Here is a 21,444-nt window from a genome sequence, read left to right as displayed (position 1 = left end):
CCCGCAGGTTGGGCGGGCCGGGTGGCCGGGCGCGATCGATCATGAGCGACGGGGCAGAATGTCCGAATGAACGAGCTCGCGATCACCGTCATCGGCCGGGACCGGCCGGGCATCGTGGCCGACGTCGCGGAGGTCCTCGCCCGGCTCGGCGCGAACCTCACCGACTCGACGATGACCCGGCTGCGTGGACACTTCGCGATGACGCTGATCTGCGTGGGCCCGGCCGCCGCCGACGTCGAGGCCGCGCTGGCCCCGCTCGCCGCCGACGGGCACCTGCTGGCGACCGTACGCGCGGTCACGCCCGACGGCGGCAGCGAGCCCACCGGGGAGCCGTACGTGCTGGCGGTGCACGGCGCCGACCGGATGGGCATCGTCGCGGCGATGACCCGGGTGCTCACCGACGCGGGCGGGAACGTGACCGACCTGAGCACCCGGCTCACCGGTTCGCTCTACGTGGTGGTGGCCGAGGTCGAGTTGCCGCCCGGTGTGTCGGACGAGGTGGCCGGCCGGCTCACCCGGGTCGCCGCGGAGCTGGGCGTGGGGGTCAGCCTCCGCCCGGCGGACACGGATCTGCTGTGACCGGGCCGGAGTACGCGGGCCTGGGCGGCTGGACCCCGGAGAAGCTCGGCATCCCCGGCGCGGTACGGGCGGTGGCCACCGCGCCGGAGCCGGTGCTGAGCCAACCGGGCCCGGAGGTCGACCCGACGTCTGCCGAGGTGGTGCGCCTCGCCGCCGACCTGGTGGCCACCATGCGCGTCTCGCCCGGTTGCGTGGGACTGGCGGCGCCGCAGGTCGGGGTGAGCGCGCAGGTGTTCGCGGTGGACGTGACGGGGCATCCGAAGGCGGTCACCGTGCACGGCACGTTCGTGCTCTGCAACGCGCGCGTGGTGGAGGCGTCCCGGTGGAAGGCCGGGCGGGAGGGCTGCATGTCGGTGCCGGACCTGACCGGCGACGTGAAGCGGGCCAGCCGCCTGGTCGTCGAGGGTGCGCTTCCCGGCAGCGGCGAGCCGGTCCGCCTGGTGACGGACGGCTTCGAGGCGCGGGCGCTCCAGCACGAGATCGACCACTGCGCGGGGCTGCTCTTCCTCGACCGGGTGGCCGGCGCGCACGCGATCTACCAGCGCAAGGTCTACCTCTGACGGTGTCGGTAGGAATCCAGTGTGGACGACCACGGCCGTACGGCGGCGGGTTCCCGGCGCGTCGGACCGGCGAGCCGTGCGCCGCGCGGCTACGGTAGGCGCATCATGCGTCTGACGGTCGGCCCCCTGCCCCCTGCCGTGTACTGGCGGCGTCGTGCCGTCGTGCTCGGAGCGGGGCTGCTCTTCCTGATTGTCCTGCTGTATTCCTGCACCGGTACGGATCGCAACACCGGCGCGCCGGGCACCGACCCGTCCCCGACCGGTTCCGCCGGGGCTCAGCCCGACCCGTCCGGCTCGGTGCTGACTCCGCAGTCGGGCAGCCCGTCGCCGGCACCGGGCGACACCGGGGGCGGCGGCGCGAACAACGGCGGCGGGAACACAGGCGGCGAGAACACCGGCGGCGGGAACGACGGCGGGGGCGCGAACAACGGGGGCGGCACCGGCAACGGTGGCGCGACCGGTCAGCCGGTCTCCGACGACGGCACCTGCACCGACTCCGAGCTGCTGGTGACGCCGGTCGCGGTGCCGCCCACCGCCCAGCGGGGCACCGTGGTCACGCTGCGCCTGAAGGTCAAGAACGTGTCGAACCGTACGTGCAGCCGCGACGTCGGCGCCGACCTCCAGGAGCTGTACGTCAAGTCGGGCGCGGAGAAGATCTGGTCGTCGGACACCTGCGGCACAGGCAAGGGCTCGGACGTCCAGTCGTTCACGCCGAACTTCGAGCGCTCCTACGAGCTGGGCTGGAACGGCCGGCTGGACAACAGGTGCGCGAGCGGGCTGGCCGGCGGCGACTTCGCCGCGATCGGCGCGTACCAGGTGTTCGCCCGCGTCGGCACCAAGATCAGCGAGCCGGTGAAGCTGACCATCACCGGCTGAGCCGTCGGTCAGACGTACCGTTCGAGGATGCTCGCTTCGGCGAGCCGGGACAGGCCCTCGCGGACACCGCGGGCGCGGGCGTCGCCCACGCCCTCGACCGCCTGGAGGTCTTCCACAGTCGCGCCGAGCAGCCGCTGGAGGCTGCCGAAGTGCACCACCAGCCGGTCGACGACGGCGACCGGCAGCCGGGGCACCTTGGCCAGCAGGCGGAACCCGCGCGGGCTGACCGCCGCGTCGAGCGCGTCCGAGGCGGACGGGTAGCCGATCGCCTTCGCCACCGCCACGAGGTCGATGAGCTCGGTGGCGCTGAGCAGGTCGAGCTCCACGAGCGCCTCGTCGAGCGTGCGCGACTTGCGGCCGGTCGGCAGGTAGTCGCGGATGACCAGGGTGCGGTCGGCGTCCACGCCGGCCATCAGCTCGTCGAGCTGAAGGGCCAGCAGGCGGCCGTCGGTGCCCAGCTCCACCACGTAGCCGGCGATCTCGTCGGCGATCCGCCGGACCATCTCCAGCCGCTGCACCACCGCCACCGCGTCGCGGACGGTGACCAGATCCTCGATCTCCAGCGCGGAGAGCGTGCCGGAGACCTCGTCCAGCCGCAGCTTGTAGCGCTCCAGCGTGGCGAGCGCCTGGTTGGCGCGGGACAGGATGGCCGCCGAGTCGTCGAGCACGTGCCGCTGACCGTTGACGTAGAGGCTGATGATCCGCATCGACTGGCTGACCGAGATGACCGGGTAGCCGGTCTGCCGGGCCACCCGCTCGGCGGTGCGGTGCCGGGTGCCGGACTCCTCGGTGGGGATGGACGGGTCCGGCATCAGGTGCGCGCCGGCCTGCACGATCCGGGTGCCGTCGCTGGACAGCACCACCGCGCCGTCCATCTTGCACAGCTCACGGACCCGGGTGGCGGAGAACTCCACGTCCATCGGGAAGCCACCGGTGCAGATCTGCTCGACCACCTTGTCGTAGCCGAGCACGATCAGCGCGCCGGTGCGGCCGCGCAGGATCCGCTCCAGGCCGTCCCGCAGGGCGGTGCCGGGAGCCATCAGGGCGAGGTTGGCGCGCAGCGGATCGGCGCCGGCCCCGCCGCCGACGCTTCCGTTGACGCTCACGCTGATGGCACGAGCGGGGTTGCCGCTCACGGCGCCGGTACGGGCGTGCGGCGTCGCCGTTGCGGGCTTGGTGGCATCGCGGTCGATCGGCACGGGCACAGTCTACGGACTGCCATGCGGTGGGTGCTCTCGTGGTTACTGTGATGTGTCACGATGCCCGGCTCGGGCGGGTCGGCGCGGCCTGCGTGGCCTGCCCGGAAACGCCCGGCGGATGCCACCGTGTCACTCCGCCGACGCGCGGGCGGCCGCCTGGAGTGCGGCACGCACGTCGGTGACCTCGATCACGCGCATGTTCTCCGGCCCGGCGCCGCTGCTCTCCGGCCCGCACCCGGGCGGCACGAGGGCCAGCCGGAAGCCGAGCCGGGCGGCCTCGGCCAGCCGCCGGGGCACCGCGCCGACGCGACGGACCTCGCCGGTGAGACCCACCTCGCCGATGGCCACCAGATGCGGGTTGAGCGCCAGGTTGAGCCCGCCGGAGGCGACAGCGAGCGCCACCGCCAGGTCGGCCGCCGGCTCCACCACCCGGATGCCGCCGACGGTGGCGGCGAAGACCTCCCGGTCGTGCAGCGTGAGCCGCTCGGTGCGGCGCTGGAGCACCGCGAGGACCATCGCCAGCCGGGCGCTGTCCAGGCCGGAGACGGTACGCCGCGGCGAGCCGGCCACGGTGGCGCCGATCAGCGCCTGCACCTCGGTCACCAGCGCCCGGCGCCCCTCCATCGCCACCGTCACGCAGGTGCCCGGCACCGGTTCGGAGTAGCGGGTCAGGAACAGGCCGGACGGGTCGGCCAGGCTGCTGATGCCGCCCTCGTGCATCTCGAAGCAGCCCACCTCGTCGGCCGCGCCGAAGCGGTTCTTCACGCCGCGCACCATGCGCAGCGAGGAGTGCTTGTCGCCCTCGAAGTGCAGCACCACGTCGACCAGGTGCTCCAGCACGCGAGGACCGGCCACCTGGCCGTCCTTGGTGACGTGCCCGACCAGCACGGTGGCGATGCCGCGCTCCTTGGCCACCGCGACCAGGGCGGCGGTGACCGCGCGGACCTGGGTGACGCCGCCCGGCACGCCCTCGGTGCCGGTGGTCGAGATGGTCTGCACCGAGTCGAGCACCAGCAGCCCCGGCTTGACCGCGTCGAGGTGGCCGAGCACCGCCGACAGGTCGCTCTCGGCGGCCAGATAGAGCTGGTCGTGCAGGGTGCCCATCCGCTCGGCGCGCAGCCGCACCTGGCTGACCGACTCCTCGCCGCTGACCACCAGCGACGGGCTGCCGGCACCGGCCGCCCACTGCTGGGCCACGTCGAGCAGCAGCGTCGACTTGCCCACCCCGGGCTCACCGGCGAGCAGCACCACAGCGCCGGGGACCAGGCCGCCGCCGAGCACCCGGTCGAGCTCGCTCACACCGGTGGGACGGGCCCGGGCGGGCGCGGCGCTGATCGTGGCGATCGGCCGGGCCGGCTCGGCCGGCATCCGTGAGCTGACCACCCGGCCGGAGACCATCGGGCCGGTGACCGTGCACTCGACCACCGAACCCCACTCGCCGCACTCGGGGCACCGGCCCACCCACTTCGGGGGCTGGTGGCCGCAGGCGTCGCACTCGTAGGCCGGGCGGGGTTCGCGGGTGGCGGCGCGACCGCGGCCGGCGCCGGCACGGGAGGGGGTCGATCGGGGCGTGGTCACCACCGGACGCTAACCGGCCCGTACGACGAAAGCCCACCCGGAACGGCGACACCGCCGGCGTGGCGCTGGCCACGGCGGCGGTGCCGACGGAAGGAGGGGAGAGGTCAGTGGCCGCCCTCGGCGCCGCCGTCCTCACCCGCGTGCTCACGCGGGTTCACGATCTTCGACGGCGTGGCCTCCGGGGTCAGCGGGATGCCGATCGGCGCCGGGGTCTTGACGACCTTGCCGTCGCCGAAGTCGAAGGTCAGGTTGACCTGCTGGCCGACGAGCAGCTTCTCGTTCAGGCCGACGAGCTGGAGGAACCGCGGGTTGCCGGCGTTGAGCTGGGCGTAGCTGAGGGCCGGGATCTCGATCCGGGCCGGCTGACCGGCGGGCGCGGACTCGCTCTCGCTCGGCGACGGGCTGGCCGACGGCGACCCGGTCACCTCCAGCGACTGGCTCGGCGACGCGCTCGGGTCGCTCGCGGTCGGGGAGGTGGTGACCGGCTCGGTGGGCGAACCGGTCGGGGTGGCCGCGCCGCTCTCACCCGCGCCGGAACCGGTGAGCACGATCTCCCGCGCGCTGTCGGTGGTGACCGTCACTGTCACCGGCTTCTCGCTGTCGTTGTAGATCACCACGTTGACCGGCGCGTTCGACCCGGCCTCGTAGCCCTTCGGGCCCGGGAACTGCACGTAGAGCCCGCGCACCTTGAAGAGGTTGTCGGAGGTCTGGACGTTGACGCCCTGTACCGACGGGATCTTGTTGGCGGTCTCGGAAATCTGCCCGGCGCCGCACCCGGACAGCAGCAGGCTCGCCGCCGCCGTGCCGGCCAGCAGCAGGGCCGGCCCCCGGGAACCCCTGATCGAGCGCGTCACGTCGGTCCTCCTCGTCACGATCCCCGCCCGGTCGACCACCGGGCACGGGGTGGCCATACCCGCGCAGACCGCGCTCCAGGGTAGTTGGAGCTGATCGAGGCCCGCACGCGGACCCGGCAATGCCACCTCGGAGTGGACTCCTCAGACCACCCGGCCGCTCGTCACCAGCAGCACCACATCGATGAGCGCCACCACCAGGACCGCCCGGAAGGCGGTCGCCGAGCGTCCGGCTGTCGCGCGTCCCGCGTACCAGCCGACCGCCGGCACGGCGACGGCGGCGGCGACCGCCGACAGGCCGGTCCACGACGGCGGCCCGGGCGGGCCGAGGACCAGCGCGACGGTGGCCGCGAGCAGCAGCCCGGCGGCGGCCAGCCGGCTGCCCACCGGTCCGAGCCGGTGCGGCAGGCCGCGCACCCCGGTCCGGGCGTCGTCGGCCAGGTCCGGCAGCACGTTCGCGAAGTGCGCGCCGGCGCCGAGCAGCGCGGCGGCGGCCACCAGCCAGGCCGGGGGGGCCGGCGAGCCGGGCAGCGCCAGCACCACGAACGCGGGCAGCGCGCCGAACGAGACCGCGTAGGGCAGCACCGACACCGGCGTCGACTTCAGCGGCCGGTTGTAGAGCAGCGCGGAGACGAGGCCCAGCGTGGCGCAGGCCGCCGCGGCCGGGCCGCCGGCCAGCGCGAGCACCGGCACGGCGACGGCGGCCACCGCCGTGGCCCGGGCCAGCGTCGGACGGGCGACCTCGCCGGTGGTCACCGGTTTGTCGGTACGCCCCACAGCGGCGTCCCGCTCGGCGTCGATCAGGTCGTTGCTCCACCCGACCGCGAGCTGGCTGGCCAGCACCGTCAGCGCCACGACCACGACACCCGCCGCCGAGTGCCCGACACCGGCGGCGAGCAGCGCGGCGACCACCGTGACCGCCGCCGCGGGCTCCGGATGGCTCGCCCTGACCAGCCCTAACACCCGTGTCGACATAAGGGAAGTCTGGTCGTTACCGGGCAGTCGTGCCACGCTCGACGCATGCCCGACGCGTCGCCGGTGTCCACTCCGTACCGGGTGCTGCCGCCGAACGACCCCCGGCAGTACGACGACCTGGCCGGCGAGTGGTGGCGGCCGGACGGCGCGTTCGCGATGCTGCACTGGCTGGCCCGGGCCCGGGCGGCGCTGGTACCAGCGGCGTCCACCCCGGACGACCTGCTCGTCGACCTGGGCTGTGGCGCCGGGCTGCTGGCGCCGCACCTGGCCGGCAAGGGTTACCGCCACGTCGGGGTCGACCTGACCCGCTCCGCGCTCGACCAGGCCGCCGCGCACGGCGTGACGGTGGTCCAGGCCGACGCGACGGCGGTGCCGCTGGCCGACGGCTGCGCGGCGGTGGTCTCCGCCGGTGAGCTGCTGGAGCACGTACCGGACTGGCGGCGGGCGGTCGCCGAGGCGTGCCGGCTGCTGCGCCCGGGCGGCCTGCTGGTGCTGGACACGCTCAACGACACGCTGCCGGCCCGGCTGATCGCTGTGGAGCTGGGCGAACGGCTGCCCACAGTGCCGCGCGGCATCCACGACCCGCGGTTGTTCGTCGACGCCCGCGCGCTGGTCGCCGAGTGCGCCCGGCACGGCGTGTCGTTGACGGTGCGCGGGGTCCGGCCGGAGCTGGGCGGCACGCTGGCCTGGCTGCTGCGCCGCATGCGCGGCGGCGCCGACCGTCCGGGCAGGACCGAACCGCGCATCGTGCCGACCCGGTCGACGGCGGTGCTGTACCAGGGCTGGGGGCGCCGGGGCGGGTAGCCGGGGCCGCCCGGGGTAAAGGACGCCGAGAAGGGGGCGACATGACTGTGCACGCGCTGGAGGCGGCCCGCCGGTTGGCGCCGCGACTGGCCGCCCGCGCGGCCGAGCACGACCGCGACGGCTCGTTCCCCGTGGACGACTTCGCGGACCTGCGGGCAGCAGGGCTGTTCGGCTTGATGGTGCCCCCCGAGCTGGGCGGCACGGGCGCGAGCTTCGCCGAGTACGCCGCTGTCGCCACCGAACTGGCCCGTGGCAACGGCGCGACCGCGCTGGTGTTCAACATGCACGCCTCGGTCACCGGGGCGCTCGGCGCGGTCACCGAGGAACTGGCCGAGGCGCTCGGCGTACCGGACGAGGCGCTGGCGGCGCGGGACCGGCTGCTGCGCGCGGCGGCCGGCGGCGCCTGGTACGCGGTCGCGATGAGCGAACGCGGCGCCGGCGCCCGGTTGTCCCAGCTCAGCACCGTCTACGAGCCGGTCGACGGCGGCTGGCACATCAAGGGCAGCAAGACGTTCTGCTCCGGCGCCGGCCACCCGGACGGCTACCTGGTGGCCGCCCGCAGCGCCGCCGACCAGTCCGTGGTGTCGCAGTTCCTGGTCCCGGCCGGAGAGGGCATCACCGTCGAGCCCACCTGGGACTCGCTCGGCATGCGGGCCACCTCCTCGCACGACGTGCACCTGGACGTGACGGTCCCGGCCGACCGGCTGCTCGGCGGCGTCGAAGGGCTGGCCCTGGTCGTCGCCCAGCTCATGCCGCACTGGCTGGTGGCGAGCTACGCGGCGGTCTACGTCGGCGTGGCCCGGGCCGCCATCGACGCCGCGGCCGAGCACCTCAACGCCCGCAACCTCGCCGGGCTGCCCGCGGTGCGGGCCCGCCTGGGCCGGGCCGACGCGGCCACCGCCGCCGCCGAACTGGTGGTCGCCGAGGCGGCCCGCCGGGTCGACGAGGCACCCGGCGACGCCGAGACGAACCGCTGGGTGTGGCGGGCCAAGCTGCTCGCCGGCACCACAGCCGCCGAGGTGGCGGCCTCCATGCTGGAGGCGGCCGGTACGTCGGCGACCCGCCGCGGGCATCCGCTGGAGCGGCTCTACCGGGACGCCCGCTGCGGCTCGCTGCATCCGGCCACGTCCGACGTGTGCGCCGACTGGCTCGGCATCGCCGCACTGGGCGGCGACCCGGACCGGGACAGCGCGCTCCCTCGTTGGTGACCAGGAGTCGGTGCGAGAGGTGAGGGAGGGCTCAGGGGTGGGGGACGTGGGCATACCGGTGATCGCGGGTCTGGGTACGGCACAACCGCCGGCCGCGATGCAGGACGAACTGTGGACGGGCTTCTTCGCGAAGCACTTCCAGGGGAACACCCGGGCGCTGGCCGAGCGGATCTTCGCGAACTCGGGCGTGACCCGGCGGCAGGCGGCGGTCAACCCGCTGCTGGAGGACGTCTCGGAGTGGCCGACCGAGCGCCGGATGCGCCGCTACCAGGTCGAGGCGCTGCCGCTGGGCAAGGAGGCGGTCAGCCGGGCTCTCACCGCCGCCGGCCTGGACGCCTCCGACATCGGGCTGTTCATCGTCTGCTCGTGCACCGGGTACGCCACCCCAGGGCTGGACATCCTGCTCGCCCGGGATCTGGGGATGTCCCCGAGCACCCAGCGCATGTTCGTCGGGCACATGGGCTGTTACGCGGCCCTGCCCGGGCTGGGCGCGGCGAGCGACTTCGTCACCGCCCGCGGGCGGCCCGCGCTGCTGCTCTGCGCGGAGCTGACCAGCCTGCACATCCAGCCGCCTGGTGCCCGGGTGGACACCCAGCAGATCGTCTCCCACGCGCTGTTCTCGGACGCCGCGGTCGCCGCCGTGGTCGTCCCCGGCGGCCGGGGGTACGCGCTGCGCGAGGTCACCTCGGTCACCGACACCTCCACCGCCGATCACATGACCTGGGACGTCACCGACACCGGTTTCCGGATGGGGCTGTCGCCGAAGGTGCCGCAGGTCCTGTCCCGGCACGTGCGGACGCTGATCGACGAACTGCTGGCGCGGCACGGGTGCGAGCGCTCCGACGTGGACGGCTGGGCGGTGCACCCGGGCGGTCCGCGGATCCTCAACGTGGTGGAGCGTGAGCTGGCGCTGCCATCGGACGGGCTCGCCGCCTCCCGGGGGACGCTCGCCGAGCACGGCAACTGCTCGTCCCCGACCGTGCTGCTGATCCTGGACCGGCTGTGGCGTACGGAGCCGTCGCCGCCGCGCTGGGTGGTGATGCTCGCGTTCGGACCGGGCCTGACGCTCTACGCGGTGCTGCTGGAACGGATGGGCTGACGGCTCGCCCCGCCCGGGCCGCACGGATACGCTGCCGTCATGGCCTCCGACGAGCGGGACGGACGGGTACCGCTGACCGTCCTGACCGTTCTGGCGCTGGCGGCCGGTGCGGCCTGGTGGCGGTCGGCGGCACCCGAGCCGGGTGCGGTCACGGCCGTGCCGGCGCCGCCCGCGAGCGCCGAACCCGTCGCCCGAACCTGGCGGGTCGACCCGTCGACCGGCGACGCCTGGCCGGCACGACCGGGGCGCGACCCGACGCCCCGGGCACTCCGTGCCCCGGCGACGGCGCCGGACCGGTCAGTGGTGATCCGGGTCGAGGACGACGGCACCTCGCGTGTGCTCCAGGTGTCGCACGTGGTGTGGCGGGAGACGTCCGACCTGACGCCGGACGGGCCGCCCGTCGTACGGCAGGTGAATCCCTCGCGGGGCGACGACTACCGGCTGACGGTGAGCTGCTCCGGGGACGGGTCGATCGCCGTGCAGCTGTCCGGCACCGGGACCGGCGACGCGCGGCGGTTCCTCCGCTGCGGCGGGCGACTGGAGCTGCCCTTCCTGGGCGGCACCGGCGCGCCGGTGCTGGTGCGGTTCACCGGTGTACGCGGCCGGGCCGAGCTGGACGCCCGGCTCGAAGCGCTCTACTGACAGCCGTCGCGCGCCGGGCACCGGCGGCTCCCGCCTCCTCGGGCCGGCAGCTCAGCCGCCCTGGCGGCGCTCCCGGACCGGCCTGTCAGCTGCCCAGCCGGGCCAGGTCGGCGCCGTAGTCCGACAGCGGACCCAGCTCCGGCACCACACGGACCAGCGAGCCCTGCCGGTCCACGAGCAGCGCGGCGGCGGTGCCGGGGTGGGCGGACAGGTGCAGGTAGGAGCGCAGGCCGCCGGCCGGGTCGCCGAGCGGGCGTACCCCGGGGACGCTCGCGGGTCCGGCGCTGCGGCCCTCGGTCACGGTGACCACAGTGACGCCGGGCGGCGCGGCGCGCGCCGCGGTGCCGACCTGTTCGGCGCAGGCGCAGGCGTCGACCAGGATGATCATGGCGGGCAGCAGGCTGCGCAGCGGTACCGGCGTGTCGTCCGCGCCGACCAGGTCCAGCGCGGGCAGCGGGCCGACCGGTTGCGGCGCGGTGGTGGAGCGGGGGAGCACCGTCGGCGCGCCGGACCGCGTGGTGGTGCGCGGCCAGGTGACGGCGGCCAGCCCGGCGAGCGTGACGAGCACCGACACGAGCAGGATCAGCACCGGCAGCCCGAGGCGGGCCGGAACGGCACGCCGGCCGGAGCCCTGCCGCGCGCGGCGCAGCTCCCGGCGGACCTGCCGGGCCTCGTCGACGAGCGCCGAGGCGTCGTCCGGGACGACCACCCGGCCCCACTCCGGAGGCAGGCCGGGCAGCCCGTCCGGCGGCCCCTGGCCGTCAGCGTCAGGCACGCCCATCGGACCCCCAGGAACGTCTCGGTGAGCGGACGTCACGTCCCTCACCAGCGTCCCGCACCGACCGCCGTAACGCCACACCTGGGCGCGGACGGACTTGCGGAGCTACCATGGAAGGAGCGCATTGCCCTAGATCTGGACGCTCCCGTCACCCCTTACCGGGTTGTCACGTGTTCCTCACGGAGCGTGTCGAAAGCATCGGTTTGACCGCCTGTCAAGCTGAAGAAATACCTCTCACAGGGCCCCTGAGCTGCGCCAACGATCAGGACAGCGGTGAGACATCGGTGCCTGAGCGTGTTACCCTAGACACAGCGAAAGGGGTTTCGAACCTATGGTTTTCAGTGTCGGCGAGACCGTTGTTTACCCCCACCACGGGGCCGCACTCATCGAGGCAATCGAGACTCGGGTCATCAAGGGCGAGCCCAGGGAATACCTCGTCCTGAGGGTCGCACAGGGTGACCTGACGGTCCGGGTGCCCGCCGAGAACGCCGAGATCGTGGGTGTGCGCGAAGTGGTTGGCGAAGAGGGCCTGGGCAAGGTCTTCGACGTGCTCCGTGCACCGCACACCGAGGAGCCGACCAACTGGTCGCGGCGTTACAAGGCGAATCTGGAGAAGCTGGCCTCCGGTAACCCGCTGAAGGTGGCCGAGGTCGTCCGCGACCTGTGGCGCCGGGAGCGGGAGCGGGGCCTGTCGGCGGGCGAGAAGCGGATGCTCGCCAAGGCCCGTGACATCCTCGTCGGCGAGGTCGCGCTGGCGGAGAAGAGCACCAAGGACGAGGCCGAGACGCTGCTCGACAAGGTGCTGACCGAGGCCTGATCCACGCCTCTGCCTCTACCCACCCCGCAGCGAACGAATCCGAGGACCGCGACGTGACCGCGCAGCTCAATCCGCGCGGTGACGTCGCGGTCCTCGTTCCTGCGGCAGGTGCCGGGGTGCGCCTCGGACCCGGCGCCCCGAAGGCGCTCCGGCTGCTCGCCGGTGAGCCGCTGCTCGTACACGCGGTCCGCCGGATCGCCGCCGCGCCCTCCGTGCACACGATCGTGGTGGCCGCGCCGGCGACCGAGGTCGAGGCGGTACGCGCGATGCTCGCCCCCGTGGCCCCGGTGACAGTGGTCCCCGGTGGTGCCGAACGCCAGGCGTCGGTGGCGGCGGCACTCGCCGCAGTTCCTGCCGGTCCGGAGATCGTCCTGGTGCACGACGCGGCCCGCGCGCTCACCCCGCCCCACCTGGTCGAGACGGTGGCTGCGGCGGTCCGCGACGGGCACGACGCGGTGATCCCGGTACTGCCGGTGGTCGACACGATCAAGGAGGTCGACGCGACCGAGCGGGTGCTCGGCACAGTCGACCGGTCCGCGCTGCGGGCGGTGCAGACGCCGCAGGGCTTCCGCCGGTCGGTGCTGGTCGCGGCCCACCGGTCCGCCGGTGACGCGCTGACCGACGACGCCGGGTTGATCGAGAAGCAGGGCGGCGCGGTCATGTGCGTGCCCGGCTCCGAGTTGGCCCTGAAGATCACCCGCCCGTTCGACCTCGCCTTGGCCGAACACCTCCTGACCACAGGCGCCTGACGCGCCGCCCGCGCGGCACGCGGGCTTCGAGATCTTGGTACGAAACGGCCCTCATGGGGGCCCTTTGCTACCAAGATCTCTCCCGAGGTGTGCGTACCCTCTGGTCATGATCGTTCCTCGGGTGGCTGTCGGCACCGACGTGCACGCGTTCGCGGCCGGGCGGCCCTGTTGGGTCGCGGGCCTGCACTGGCCGGACCAGGACGGCCTGGCCGGTCACTCCGACGCCGACGTTGCCGCGCACGCCGCCTGCAACGCCCTGCTCTCCGCTGCCGGTCTCGGCGACCTGGGCGCGAACTTCGGCGTGGACCAGCCGGAGTGGGCCGGTGCCTCCGGGGTGGCGCTGCTGACCGAGAGCGCACGCCGGGTACGGGCGGCGGGCTTCCAGATCGGCAACGTGTCGGTGCAGGTCGTCGGCAACCGCCCCAAGATCGGGCCGCGCCGGGAGGAGGCGCAGCGGGTGCTCTCCGAGGCGGTGGGCGCGCCGGTGACCGTCTCCGCGGCCACCACCGACGGCCTCGGCTTCACCGGGCGCGGGGAAGGGCTGGCCGGGATCGCGGTGGCCCTGATCTACAAGGCTCCGGCCGGCTGACGCGGTGACCGGGGACGCCGGCCACCGCGTCACCCGATCAGTCGACGTCGGTGCAGACGTTGTGGGTAGTGCCGTGGAGCATCGTGATCGTCTTGTCGTAGGTGGGGGAGAACTCCACCCGGAACCGGCCGTCGACGATCCACAGCCCCTTCGGCAGGGTGCCGGCGTTCTCCCGGAAGCCGAGCAGCACCGGCCCGGTCACGTACCAGGTCATCGAGCCGTCGGTGCCGTAGACGACGAGGGCGGTGCCGCTCGCGTCCGCCGTCGAGGTGGCGCCGGTCTCCAGGTTCGTGACCCGGTTGATCAGAGCGCCGGTGAACAACTCCCGCTTCGGCGCGCCGTCCGGGTAGGTCTCGATCGTCAGTTTCCGCACCTCGTCCACGATCGGCTCGACCCGTACCGCGAACTCGCATCGCGCGCCCGCTGGCATCTCGAACGGCGCCTGGGGCGCCGGTTCCCAGGCACCCGGGGCGGGATGCCGCTCCGGCGCGGCGGACGCCGAGCCTGGTAGGGCCGCGACCACCGCCGCCGCGACGCTCGCCACCGCCATGCTCATCCTGAACCGCATATTCCACTCCATCCCTCGCTGGTCCGGATCCCTCGCCGGTCCGGGCGGCGAGCATCACCGGGCCCGGTCACCACCGGATCACCGCGTCGAGCGGCAACAGTCGAGCGGGCGGACCCGGCCGGCCGGGTTCCTCACCACGCGATCACCGTCGGGCGACAACCCCGGGCTTGGGCCGACCCGTCCTGTTCGGTATGGAGTTCCGCCTGCTCGGGCCGTTCGAGGCCCGCTACGACGGCCGGCCGGTCGAGGTCGGCAGCCGGCGTCAGGAGCGTTGCCTGCTCGGGGTGCTGCTGCTCGACGTGGGCCGGGTGGTGCCGACCGACCGCCTCATCGACCTGCTCTGGAACGGCCGGCCGCCGGCCACGGCCCGGAGCGCGGTGCAGACGTACATCGGGCGGCTGCGGGGCTCGCTCAACCCGTACGGGGTGCGGATCAGCACCCGGGGCGAGGGCTACGCGGTGGAGGAGGACGGGCACCGGGTCGACGTCGACGAGTTCGCCGACCTGGTCCGGGCGGCCGGGCGGGCCGCCGATCCCGCCGAGCGGGTGCGGTCGCTCGACCGGGCGCTCGCCCTCTGGCGTGGGCCGTTGCTCGCCGACGCGGCGGACGACGAGCTGCGGGACCGGCTGCACGGCACGGTCGAGGAACTTCGCCTGGTCGCCGTGGAGCTTCGGGCCGAGGCGCAGCTCGCGCTGGGCCGGCACACGCGCGCGGTCGCCGACCTGATGCCGCTGGCCGCCCAGCACCCGACGCGGGAACACCTCGTGGCGGTCCTGATGACCGCCCTGTACCGGGGCGACCGGCGGGCCGACGCGCTGCGCCTCTACAACGCCACCCGGGACCTGCTCGCGGCCGACTTCGGCGTCGAGCCGGGGCCCCGCCTCCGGGAGGTGCAGCGCCGGGTGCTCGCGGGCGACGACCGGCTGGACCGGGCCGCCCGGCCGATGCACGAGATCCGGGTCGGCGACGAGAGCCTGCCGTGGAGCGTGGGCGGCCACCCGGCCCTGGACTTCTGCAACACCCTCGCCGGGTGGGGGCACGAGCCGCCGTTGCCCGGCGCCGAGTGGCTGCGCGGCTACCGGACCCTCGCCGTCTGGGCCGGCCACGTCGGGTTGGTGGACGAGGTCTCGACGAACCGCCTGCTGCACCTCGCACGCCGTGACCCGGTAGCGGCGGAGGCGGTGCTCGACGAGGCCCGTACGCTCCGCGCCGCGCTCTACGCCAGCCTGGTCGACCCGGACGACGGCGCTGCCTTCGAGACTGTCGCGCGGGCCGCCGAGGCCGCCGCCCGTACGCTCGTCTTCCGGCGCGAGACCGACGGACGCGGCAGGTGGTGGCCGGACCTGGCGGCCGGGCTGCGGCTGCCGGTGCACGCCGCCGCGTTCAGCGGCGCGCAGCTGCTCGCCGATCCGGCCCGGTTCACGGTGCGGGTCTGCCCGGACCGGCGGTGCGGGTGGTTGTTCCTGGACGAGAGCGGGCTGCGCCGGTGGTGCAGTCTGGGGACGTGCGGCGGCCGGGCCGGCGTGTCCTGCCGGAGTGCCTGACGCCGGGCACCCTCGGCGCGGTGGGTCCGGGCGGATACGCTCGCCGGGATGCCGAGTGACGCCGCCCCCGACCAGTCCGCCGCCGACGGTTACCTGCAACGCGCCCACCTGCTCGCCGAGCTGGGGCGCTACGACGAGGGGATCGGCGAACTCACCGCGCTGATCGCGACCGAGCCGGCGCACGTGCCCGCGTTGACCATGCTGGCCCGGATGCACCTGGCCGCCGACCGGCCGTCCGAGGCGCTCGCCGCCGCCGAGGCCGCTGTGGCCGCCGCCGGCGGCCCGCCCGCCACTGAACCGCCCGCCCTCGGGACGCCGGCCGCGGAGACGCCAGCCAGCGACACGCCTGGCACCGTGCCACCCGTCGCCGGGGAGGTCGTGCCGGCGCTCGTGGCGCGCGGGTTCGCGCTGCTCGACCTCGAACGCTGGAAGCCCGCCGCCGCCACCGCCGACGAGATCCTGGCGCGTGCGCCGGGTGACGCGTACGCGCAGCGCAGTGCCGCCGCCGTCCTCTCCGCGTCGCGCAACGGGCAGGCGGCGCTGGACGCAGCGTGGCGGGGTGTGGAGCTGTCGCCGGACGAGCCGGAGGCGCACCTCGTGCTGGGCCTGGTCGCGGTGCGGCTGCAACTGTTCGACCTGGCCGAGCGGGCCTACCGGGAGGCGCTGCGGCTGGACCCAGGGCTGGGCGAGGCGGGGCAGGACATGGGCGTGGCCGGGCTGGAACGACGCCGGTACGCCGAGACGCTGGAACACCTGACCGCGATGGCCGACCTGCCGGTGGCCCGTCCCGACCCGGTCCGGACCGTGGACGCCGGCATCCGGCGTCTCCTGCTGTCGGTGGCCGGGTTGTCCCTGATCGCGAGTGTGCTGGTCGCGGCGCTGGCCCCGGCCTCGCCGGGTGCGTCCCGGCTGTTCGCGGTGCTGGCGGTGGCCGGGGTGGCGGTGCTGCTGCGGCGCCCGGCGACGTGGCAGCCCGGCCTGCGGGAGGCGATGTCGCGCGGCCTGGTCGTCCCGGTCTACGCGGCCGCCGCCGCGGTGGTGCTGCTGCTCGTGTACGCGCTGGTCGGCGGCCCGTTGCCGCTGGTCGGGGCGATCACCGCGTCGGTGGTGGCCGGATTCACCGCGTTCGCTCGCCGGTGAGAGGGTAGGAGGACCGGAAACACCGGCTGAAGGAAGCGGGAATCAGTGCTCACCGTCAATGCCTACGCGGCGACGTCCGCGACCGAACCGCTCGCCCCGACCACCATCGAGCGGCGGGATCTCGGACCGGACGACGTTCTCATCGACATCAAGTTCTCCGGCATCTGCCACTCCGACATCCACACCGCGCGCAGCGAGTGGGGTCCGACCCGCTACCCGATCGTGGTGGGTCACGAGATCGCGGGCGTGGTGCGTGAGGTCGGCTCCGCGGTGACGAAGTTCGCCGTCGGCGACCGGGTCGGCGTCGGCTGCCTCGTCGACTCCTGCCGGGAGTGCGACAACTGCCGCAAGGGCCTGGAGCAGTACTGCCTGAAGGGCAGCACCGGTACGTACGGCGGGGTGGGCCGGGACGGCGAGCCGACCCAGGGCGGCTACTCGCAGGCCATCGTGGTCACCGAGGACTTCGTGCTGCGCATCCCGGACGGCATCGAGCTGGACGCCGCAGCCCCGCTGCTCTGCGCCGGCATCACCACGTACTCGCCGCTGCGGCACTGGAACGCCGGGCCGGGTCGCCGGGTTGCGGTAATCGGCATGGGCGGTCTCGGCCACATGGCCGTGAAGCTGGCCCACGCGATGGGCGCCGAGGTGACCGTGCTGTCGCAGTCGCTGAAGAAGCGGGAGGACGGGCTGCGGCTCGGCGCCGACCGCTACTACGCGACCTCCGACGAGGACACGTTCACCGAGCTGGCCGGCTCGTTCGACCTGATCATCAACACGGTGAGCGCGACCCTCGACATGGACGCGTACCTGCGGCTGCTCGCCGTGGACGGGACGCTGGTCAACGTGGGCGCCCCGGAGAAGCCGCTGTCGGTGCACGCGTTCTCGCTGATCCCGGCCCGGCGGTCGTTCGCCGGGTCGAACATCGGCGGCATCGCGGAGACCCAGGAGATGCTCGACTTCTGCGCCGAGCACGGGCTGGGCGCCGAGATCGAGGTGATTCCGGCCGAGAAGATCAACGAGGCGTACGAGCGGGTGCTCGCCTCCGACGTGCGCTACCGCTTCGTCATCGACGCGTCCACGTTCTGACGACCGCGTGCGAAGGGGCCGCGTCCGTGCCGGGCGCGGCCCCTTCTCGCGTACGTCAGGACCTGCGCGCCCAGGTCCAGGCGTAGCCGTCGTCCTCGCAGGCGGCGGCCGCGTCGCAGAGGTCGAGCGGGCGGAACGTGTCCACCATGACCGCCAGCTCGTCGAAGAACTCCGCACCGATCGAGCGCTCGGCCGCGCCCGGCTGGGGGCCGTGGGTGAAGCCGGACGGGTGCAGCGAGATCGAGCCCTGCTCGATGCCGGAGCCGCGCCGGGCCTCGTAGTTGCCGCCGGTGTAGAACAGCATCTCGTCGGAGTCGACGTTGTGATGGTTGTACGGCACCGGGATGGCGGCCGGGTGGTAGTCCACCTTGCGCGGCACGAACGAGCAGATCACGAAGTTCGGACCCTGGAACGTCTGGTGGACCGGCGGCGGCTGGTGGATCCGCCCGGTGATCGGCTCGAAGTCGTGGATGGAGAACGCCCACGGGTACATGTGCCCGTCCCAGCCGACCACGTCGAACGGGTGGTTGGCGTAGACGTACCTCGTCCATCCGCGGCGGTGCCTGACCAGCACCTCGACCTCTTCGCCGTCGACCAGCAGCGGGGTGTCCGGTCCCCGGACGTCGCGCTCGCAGTAGGGCGCGTGCTCCAGGAACTGGCCGCGTACGGAGAGGTAGCGCTTGGGTGGCCCGATGTGGCCGGACGCCTCGACGGCGAGCAGCCGGGTCGGCTCGTCGCCGGTGGGCACCAGGCGGTGGATGGTCGAGGTGGGGATGACGACGTAGTCGCCGGCCACCGCGTCGAGCACGCCGAACGGCGACTCGACCCGCATCGACCCGGCCTCCAGGTAGAGGCAGTGGTCGCCGGTGGCGTCGCGGAACAGCGGCGACGGCCGGTCGGCGAGCACGTACGCGATGCGTACGTCGTCGTTGGCGAGCAGGTACTGCCGGCCGAGCACCGGGTCCGCGCCGGTGCCGTCGAGCTTGTGCGTGCGCAGGTGGCGCGGCTTGAGCGGCAGGTTGGGCACGCGGGTGACTGTGGGCGGGGCGTACTCCTCGGCGGCGAGGATCGCGGTCGGCGCGTGCCGGTGGTAGAGCAGCGACGAGTCGGAGGAGAAACCCTCCTGGCCGACCAGTTCCTCCGCGTAGAGAGTGCCGTCGGGCTGGCGGAACTGGGTGTGGCGCTTGCGCGGCACGTCGCCGACGCTGCGGTAGTACGGCATCTCGCCTCCCGATATGTCCCGTTCTCCGGCCGGTGGCGTCCGATAATCGGACGCTGTTGTCCGTTCCTCGTAGCGTCCCGTACATTCTTGTCTCGTGTCAACGCAGGTGCCCCGCCTCCTCTCCGGCCTGGTGGACGACGCCGCGGTCTTCCCGCCCGGCAACGCCGCGCTGCCCGACGCGGTGACCGCGCACCGCACCCACCGAACCGCGTGGTACGCGGACATGGTCGGCCCGCTGCTGCTGCCGGCCTCGGAGATCCAGCGCGGGTCGCTGAGCGGCCTGGTGGACCCGGCCGAGGGCCTGGTGATCGGGCTGATCGGCGACACCGGCCTGGACCAGCTCCCGCAGGCGCTGGACGCGCTCGCGCCCGACGGGGTGACCGCCCGGCAGGTCGAGGCGCCGGTCGCCAAGCGCGGCGAGGACCCGCAACCCGGGCTGTCCGAGCTGATGACGCTCGCCGGCCGGCTCGACGGCGCCGCCGTGTACGCGGAGATCCCGCTGACCTTCGGGCTGATGGGCGCGCTCGACACGCTCGCCGAGGCGCGCGCCGGCGGGCTGCCGGTGGCGGCCAAGTTCCGCACCGGCGGGCTCGCCGCCGAACTGTTCCCCACCCCGGTCGAGCTGGCCGCGGTGATCTGCGCGTGCCGGGACCGTAAGCTGCCGTTCAAGCTCACCGCCGGGCTGCACCACGCGATCCGGCACCGCGACCCGGAGACCGGCTTCAACCACCACGGTTTCGTCAACGTGCTTGGTGCCACGCTCGCCGCCGTCGGGGGCGCCGAGGTGGACGGCGTGGCCGAGCTGCTCGCCGCCACCGACCCGGTACGCGTGGTCGAGCCGGCCCGGGCGCACCGCGACGCCGAGCGTCCGCTCTGGGTCGGGTACGGCTCGTGCAGCATCTCCGAACCACTTACCGATCTGATCCGGCTGGGGCTGGTGAACGGAGGCTTTGAGGCATGAGCTGGGTTCCGGGTGTGGCAGGGTCGCCGTACGGGGTCACGAACCTGCCGTACGGCGTGTTCCGGCACGGCGAGGGCAAGCCGCGCGTCGGCGTCCGCATCGGTGACTTCGCGCTGGACCTGGCCGGCGCGGAGGCCGCCGGTCTGGTGCTGGCCGGCGGCGCGCTGGGCCGGCCGACGCTCAACGCCTTCATGGCGCTCGGCCGCCCGCAGTGGACGGCGGTCCGGCAGCGGGTCGTCGAGCTGCTCACCGAGCCGGAGCACCGGGCGGCGGTCGAGCCGCTGCTGGTGCCGCTGCGCGAGGTCGAGATGGCGCTGCCGTTCGAGGTGGCCGACTACGTCGACTTCTACTCCTCCGAGCACCACGCCTCGAACGTCGGGCAGATCTTCCGGCCCGGCCAGCCGCCGCTGCTGCCGAACTGGAAGCACGTGCCGATCGGCTACCACGGCCGGGCCGGCACCGTGGTCGTCTCCGGCACCCCGGTGACCCGCCCGACCGGCCAGCGGGCCAGCGCGCAGGGCCCGACCACCGGCGCCTCGGTCCGGCTGGACATCGAGGCCGAGGTGGGCTTCGTGGTGGGCGTGCCGAGCCGGCTCGGCGAGCGGGTGCCGGTTGCCGACTTCGCCGACCACGTCTTCGGCGTGGTGCTCGTCAACGACTGGTCGGCCCGGGACATCCAGGCGTGGGAGTACCAGCCGCTCGGGCCGTTCCTCGGCAAGTCGTTCGCCACCTCCGTCTCGGCCTGGGTGACGCCGCTGGAGGCGCTGTCCGACGCGTTCGTGCCCGCGCCGGACCAGGACCCGCCGGTGCAGGACTACCTGCGCGACACCCCGCGCCTCGGGCTGGACCTGACGCTGTCGGTCGAGTGGAACGGCGAGCGGGTCGCCGAGCCGCCGTTCGCCGGCATGTACTGGACCCCGGCCCAGCAGCTCGCGCACCTCACCGTCAACGGCGCGTCGCTGCGTACCGGCGACCTCTACGCCTCCGGCACCGTCTCCGGTCCGGAGCGCGGCCAGGTCGGTTCGTTCCTGGAGCTGACCTGGGGCGGATCCGAGCCGGTCAAGTTCGCCGACGGCAGCGAGCGGACGTTCCTGGAGGACGGCGACACGGTGACGATCACCGCCACCGCGCCCGGCCCGGACGGCACCACAGTCGCGTTGGGCGAGGTCACCGGGACGATCCTCCCGGCTCGCTGAGATCCGACCTTCCGAACCGGCCCCGGTCGCACCCGATGTGCGACCGGGGCCGTTTCCTTCGGCGTTGATCGCTCCGGATCACCTACGCCCCGGCCGGCGGCTCCCGGTCGAGCCGGGAGCCGCCCGCGGTGCCGGGCCGGGGCGTACCCGCGGAAGCCGAAACAGGAAGGACCGAGCATGACCGAGTTGACCGGTGCCGTCTGGCGCACCAGCAGCCGCTCGAACGATCAGGGCCTCTGCGTCGAGGTGGCGACGAACGTGGTCGCCGAGCACGGCGTGGTGGGCGTACGCGACTCGAAGGACCCGGACGGTCCGGCGCTCGCGGTGAGCCCGCCGGGCTGGGCCGCGTTCGTCACCGCGCTGCGGGGCGGCGCGCTCCGCGGTTGACCGCTCCTGCGCCACACACCGGTGCCCCGGCCGGGG

Annotated in this window: 23 protein-coding genes; 16 read left to right on the top strand and 7 right to left on the bottom strand. The window is 74.0% G+C overall.

Features of this window, described 5'->3' with window-relative positions; genetic code table 11:
* Positions 1-66: 66 nt before the first annotated feature.
* The 3 genes from FB454_RS23460 (at position 67) to FB454_RS23450 (ending at position 2,015) form a co-directional block, all read left to right on the top strand.
* Positions 67-579, top strand: a complete 513-nt coding sequence (locus tag FB454_RS23460) for a glycine cleavage system transcriptional repressor (RefSeq protein ID WP_013288949.1) — start codon at positions 67-69, stop codon at positions 577-579.
* Positions 576-1,139, top strand: a complete 564-nt coding sequence (locus FB454_RS23455; protein ID WP_145823494.1) for a peptide deformylase — start codon at positions 576-578, stop codon at positions 1,137-1,139. The genes FB454_RS23460 and FB454_RS23455 overlap by 4 nt, the downstream gene beginning before the upstream one ends.
* A 105-nt stretch (positions 1,140-1,244) precedes the next feature.
* A complete protein-coding gene (locus tag FB454_RS23450; protein WP_013475019.1) occupies positions 1,245-2,015 on the top strand; it encodes a hypothetical protein in 771 nt (256 codons plus the stop codon).
* 8 nt (positions 2,016-2,023) lie between these two features.
* On the opposite strand, the gene disA is transcribed toward FB454_RS23450, so the two are convergent.
* The 4 genes from disA to FB454_RS23430 form a co-directional block, all read right to left on the bottom strand.
* Positions 2,024-3,214, bottom strand: coding sequence for a DNA integrity scanning diadenylate cyclase DisA (disA, locus tag FB454_RS23445; RefSeq protein WP_013288946.1), 1,191 nt, complete (start codon positions 3,212-3,214; stop codon positions 2,024-2,026).
* Positions 3,215-3,343: 129 nt separating this feature from the next.
* Positions 3,344-4,792 (bottom strand): DNA repair protein RadA, encoded by a 1,449-nt coding sequence (gene radA, locus FB454_RS23440; protein ID WP_030272015.1) that lies wholly within the window; start codon positions 4,790-4,792, stop codon positions 3,344-3,346.
* A gap of 104 nt (positions 4,793-4,896) precedes the next feature.
* Positions 4,897-5,646 carry a hypothetical protein gene (locus tag FB454_RS23435; RefSeq protein WP_013288944.1) on the bottom strand — a complete coding sequence of 250 codons (750 nt, stop codon included), beginning with the start codon at positions 5,644-5,646 and terminating at the stop codon, positions 4,897-4,899.
* Between the two features lie 141 nt (positions 5,647-5,787).
* Entirely contained in the window at positions 5,788-6,618 is an 831-nt protein-coding gene (locus FB454_RS23430) for a UbiA family prenyltransferase (protein WP_145823493.1), read from the bottom strand.
* A 45-nt stretch (positions 6,619-6,663) separates the two neighbouring features.
* On the opposite strand from FB454_RS23430, the gene FB454_RS23425 reads away from it, so the two are divergent.
* The 4 genes from FB454_RS23425 to FB454_RS23410 are packed head-to-tail and all read left to right on the top strand — an operon-like array spanning position 6,664 to position 10,371.
* Positions 6,664-7,422: a methyltransferase domain-containing protein gene (locus FB454_RS23425; protein WP_013475022.1), complete on the top strand. Its 759-nt coding sequence runs from the start codon at positions 6,664-6,666 to the stop codon at positions 7,420-7,422.
* Between the two features lie 41 nt (positions 7,423-7,463).
* The gene (locus FB454_RS23420) at positions 7,464-8,630 is read left to right on the top strand and encodes an acyl-CoA dehydrogenase family protein (protein WP_145823492.1); all 1,167 of its coding nucleotides are present in this window, start codon (positions 7,464-7,466) and stop codon (positions 8,628-8,630) included.
* A gap of 37 nt (positions 8,631-8,667) precedes the next feature.
* Complete coding sequence (locus tag FB454_RS23415; RefSeq protein WP_084588819.1) at positions 8,668-9,729, top strand: type III polyketide synthase; 1,062 nt, start codon at positions 8,668-8,670, stop codon at positions 9,727-9,729.
* A 39-nt stretch (positions 9,730-9,768) separates the two neighbouring features.
* Positions 9,769-10,371 (top strand): hypothetical protein, encoded by a 603-nt coding sequence (locus tag FB454_RS23410; protein WP_114919051.1) that lies wholly within the window; start codon positions 9,769-9,771, stop codon positions 10,369-10,371.
* Positions 10,372-10,456: 85 nt separating this feature from the next.
* Here FB454_RS23410 and FB454_RS23405 read toward each other — a convergent pair whose 3' ends face one another.
* Positions 10,457-11,152: a hypothetical protein gene (locus FB454_RS23405; RefSeq protein WP_145823491.1), complete on the bottom strand. Its 696-nt coding sequence runs from the start codon at positions 11,150-11,152 to the stop codon at positions 10,457-10,459.
* Between the two features lie 328 nt (positions 11,153-11,480).
* Here FB454_RS23405 and FB454_RS23400 point away from each other — a divergent pair, with 328 nt between their 5' ends.
* The 3 genes from FB454_RS23400 (at position 11,481) to ispF (ending at position 13,304) form a co-directional block, all read left to right on the top strand.
* Entirely contained in the window at positions 11,481-11,966 is a 486-nt protein-coding gene (locus tag FB454_RS23400; protein ID WP_013288937.1) for a CarD family transcriptional regulator, read from the top strand.
* A gap of 53 nt (positions 11,967-12,019) precedes the next feature.
* Entirely contained in the window at positions 12,020-12,715 is a 696-nt protein-coding gene (gene ispD, locus FB454_RS23395; protein ID WP_030272024.1) for a 2-C-methyl-D-erythritol 4-phosphate cytidylyltransferase, read from the top strand.
* 106 nt (positions 12,716-12,821) lie between these two features.
* The gene (gene ispF, locus FB454_RS23390) at positions 12,822-13,304 is read left to right on the top strand and encodes a 2-C-methyl-D-erythritol 2,4-cyclodiphosphate synthase (protein ID WP_030272026.1); all 483 of its coding nucleotides are present in this window, start codon (positions 12,822-12,824) and stop codon (positions 13,302-13,304) included.
* Positions 13,305-13,341: 37 nt separating this feature from the next.
* On the opposite strand, the gene FB454_RS23385 is transcribed toward ispF, so the two are convergent.
* On the bottom strand, positions 13,342-13,872 hold the full coding sequence (locus FB454_RS23385) for a hypothetical protein (protein ID WP_145823490.1): 531 nt from the start codon (positions 13,870-13,872) through the stop codon (positions 13,342-13,344).
* 167 nt (positions 13,873-14,039) lie between these two features.
* Between FB454_RS23385 and FB454_RS23380 the strand changes: the two genes are divergently transcribed.
* From FB454_RS23380 to FB454_RS23370, 3 genes are read left to right on the top strand one after another with little or no spacing between them, the layout of a single operon-like run.
* Positions 14,040-15,416 carry a BTAD domain-containing putative transcriptional regulator gene (locus FB454_RS23380; protein WP_232236696.1) on the top strand — a complete coding sequence of 459 codons (1,377 nt, stop codon included), beginning with the start codon at positions 14,040-14,042 and terminating at the stop codon, positions 15,414-15,416.
* Between the two features lie 48 nt (positions 15,417-15,464).
* Complete coding sequence (locus tag FB454_RS23375) at positions 15,465-16,556, top strand: tetratricopeptide repeat protein (RefSeq protein WP_145823489.1); 1,092 nt, start codon at positions 15,465-15,467, stop codon at positions 16,554-16,556.
* 45 nt (positions 16,557-16,601) lie between these two features.
* The gene (locus FB454_RS23370; protein WP_030272033.1) at positions 16,602-17,642 is read left to right on the top strand and encodes an NAD(P)-dependent alcohol dehydrogenase; all 1,041 of its coding nucleotides are present in this window, start codon (positions 16,602-16,604) and stop codon (positions 17,640-17,642) included.
* Between the two features lie 55 nt (positions 17,643-17,697).
* On the opposite strand, the gene FB454_RS23365 is transcribed toward FB454_RS23370, so the two are convergent.
* Positions 17,698-18,864, bottom strand: coding sequence for a homogentisate 1,2-dioxygenase domain-containing protein (locus FB454_RS23365; RefSeq protein WP_145823488.1), 1,167 nt, complete (start codon positions 18,862-18,864; stop codon positions 17,698-17,700).
* 94 nt (positions 18,865-18,958) lie between these two features.
* On the opposite strand from FB454_RS23365, the gene FB454_RS23360 reads away from it, so the two are divergent.
* The 3 genes from FB454_RS23360 to FB454_RS23350 all read left to right on the top strand — a co-directional run bounded on the left by FB454_RS23360 (position 18,959) and on the right by FB454_RS23350 (position 21,408).
* The gene (locus tag FB454_RS23360) at positions 18,959-19,825 is read left to right on the top strand and encodes a hypothetical protein (protein WP_186461641.1); all 867 of its coding nucleotides are present in this window, start codon (positions 18,959-18,961) and stop codon (positions 19,823-19,825) included.
* Entirely contained in the window at positions 19,822-21,021 is a 1,200-nt protein-coding gene (gene fahA, locus FB454_RS23355; RefSeq protein ID WP_145823487.1) for a fumarylacetoacetase, read from the top strand. Before FB454_RS23360 ends, fahA begins: the two co-directional genes overlap by 4 nt.
* Positions 21,022-21,198: 177 nt before the next feature.
* On the top strand, positions 21,199-21,408 hold the full coding sequence (locus FB454_RS23350) for a DUF397 domain-containing protein (protein WP_013288927.1): 210 nt from the start codon (positions 21,199-21,201) through the stop codon (positions 21,406-21,408).
* The last annotated feature ends 36 nt before the right edge of the window (positions 21,409-21,444 follow it).

The organism is Micromonospora sp. CNZ297, from assembly GCF_007827625.1.
This window is presented reverse-complemented; position numbering and strand designations above follow the sequence as displayed.

Bases quoted from the DNA above. Each gene is read 5' to 3' on its own strand.
- FB454_RS23405 (WP_145823491.1), bottom strand. From the start codon at position 11,152: ATGGGCGTGCCTGACGCTGACGGCCAGGGGCCGCCGGACGGGCTGCCC.
- FB454_RS23430 (WP_145823493.1), bottom strand. From the start codon at position 6,618: ATGTCGACACGGGTGTTAGGGCTGGTCAGGGCGAGCCATCCGGAGCCC.
- FB454_RS23425 (WP_013475022.1), top strand. From the start codon at position 6,664: ATGCCCGACGCGTCGCCGGTGTCCACTCCGTACCGGGTGCTGCCGCCG.
- FB454_RS23420 (WP_145823492.1), top strand. From the start codon at position 7,464: ATGACTGTGCACGCGCTGGAGGCGGCCCGCCGGTTGGCGCCGCGACTG.
- FB454_RS23410 (WP_114919051.1), top strand. From the start codon at position 9,769: ATGGCCTCCGACGAGCGGGACGGACGGGTACCGCTGACCGTCCTGACC.
- fahA (WP_145823487.1), top strand. From the start codon at position 19,822: ATGAGCTGGGTTCCGGGTGTGGCAGGGTCGCCGTACGGGGTCACGAAC.
- FB454_RS23460 (WP_013288949.1), top strand. From the start codon at position 67: ATGAACGAGCTCGCGATCACCGTCATCGGCCGGGACCGGCCGGGCATC.
- FB454_RS23400 (WP_013288937.1), top strand. From the start codon at position 11,481: ATGGTTTTCAGTGTCGGCGAGACCGTTGTTTACCCCCACCACGGGGCC.
- ispF (WP_030272026.1), top strand. From the start codon at position 12,822: ATGATCGTTCCTCGGGTGGCTGTCGGCACCGACGTGCACGCGTTCGCG.
- FB454_RS23375 (WP_145823489.1), top strand. From the start codon at position 15,465: ATGCCGAGTGACGCCGCCCCCGACCAGTCCGCCGCCGACGGTTACCTG.
- FB454_RS23385 (WP_145823490.1), bottom strand. From the start codon at position 13,872: ATGCGGTTCAGGATGAGCATGGCGGTGGCGAGCGTCGCGGCGGCGGTG.
- FB454_RS23365 (WP_145823488.1), bottom strand. From the start codon at position 18,864: ATGCCGTACTACCGCAGCGTCGGCGACGTGCCGCGCAAGCGCCACACC.
- FB454_RS23450 (WP_013475019.1), top strand. From the start codon at position 1,245: ATGCGTCTGACGGTCGGCCCCCTGCCCCCTGCCGTGTACTGGCGGCGT.
- FB454_RS23350 (WP_013288927.1), top strand. From the start codon at position 21,199: ATGACCGAGTTGACCGGTGCCGTCTGGCGCACCAGCAGCCGCTCGAAC.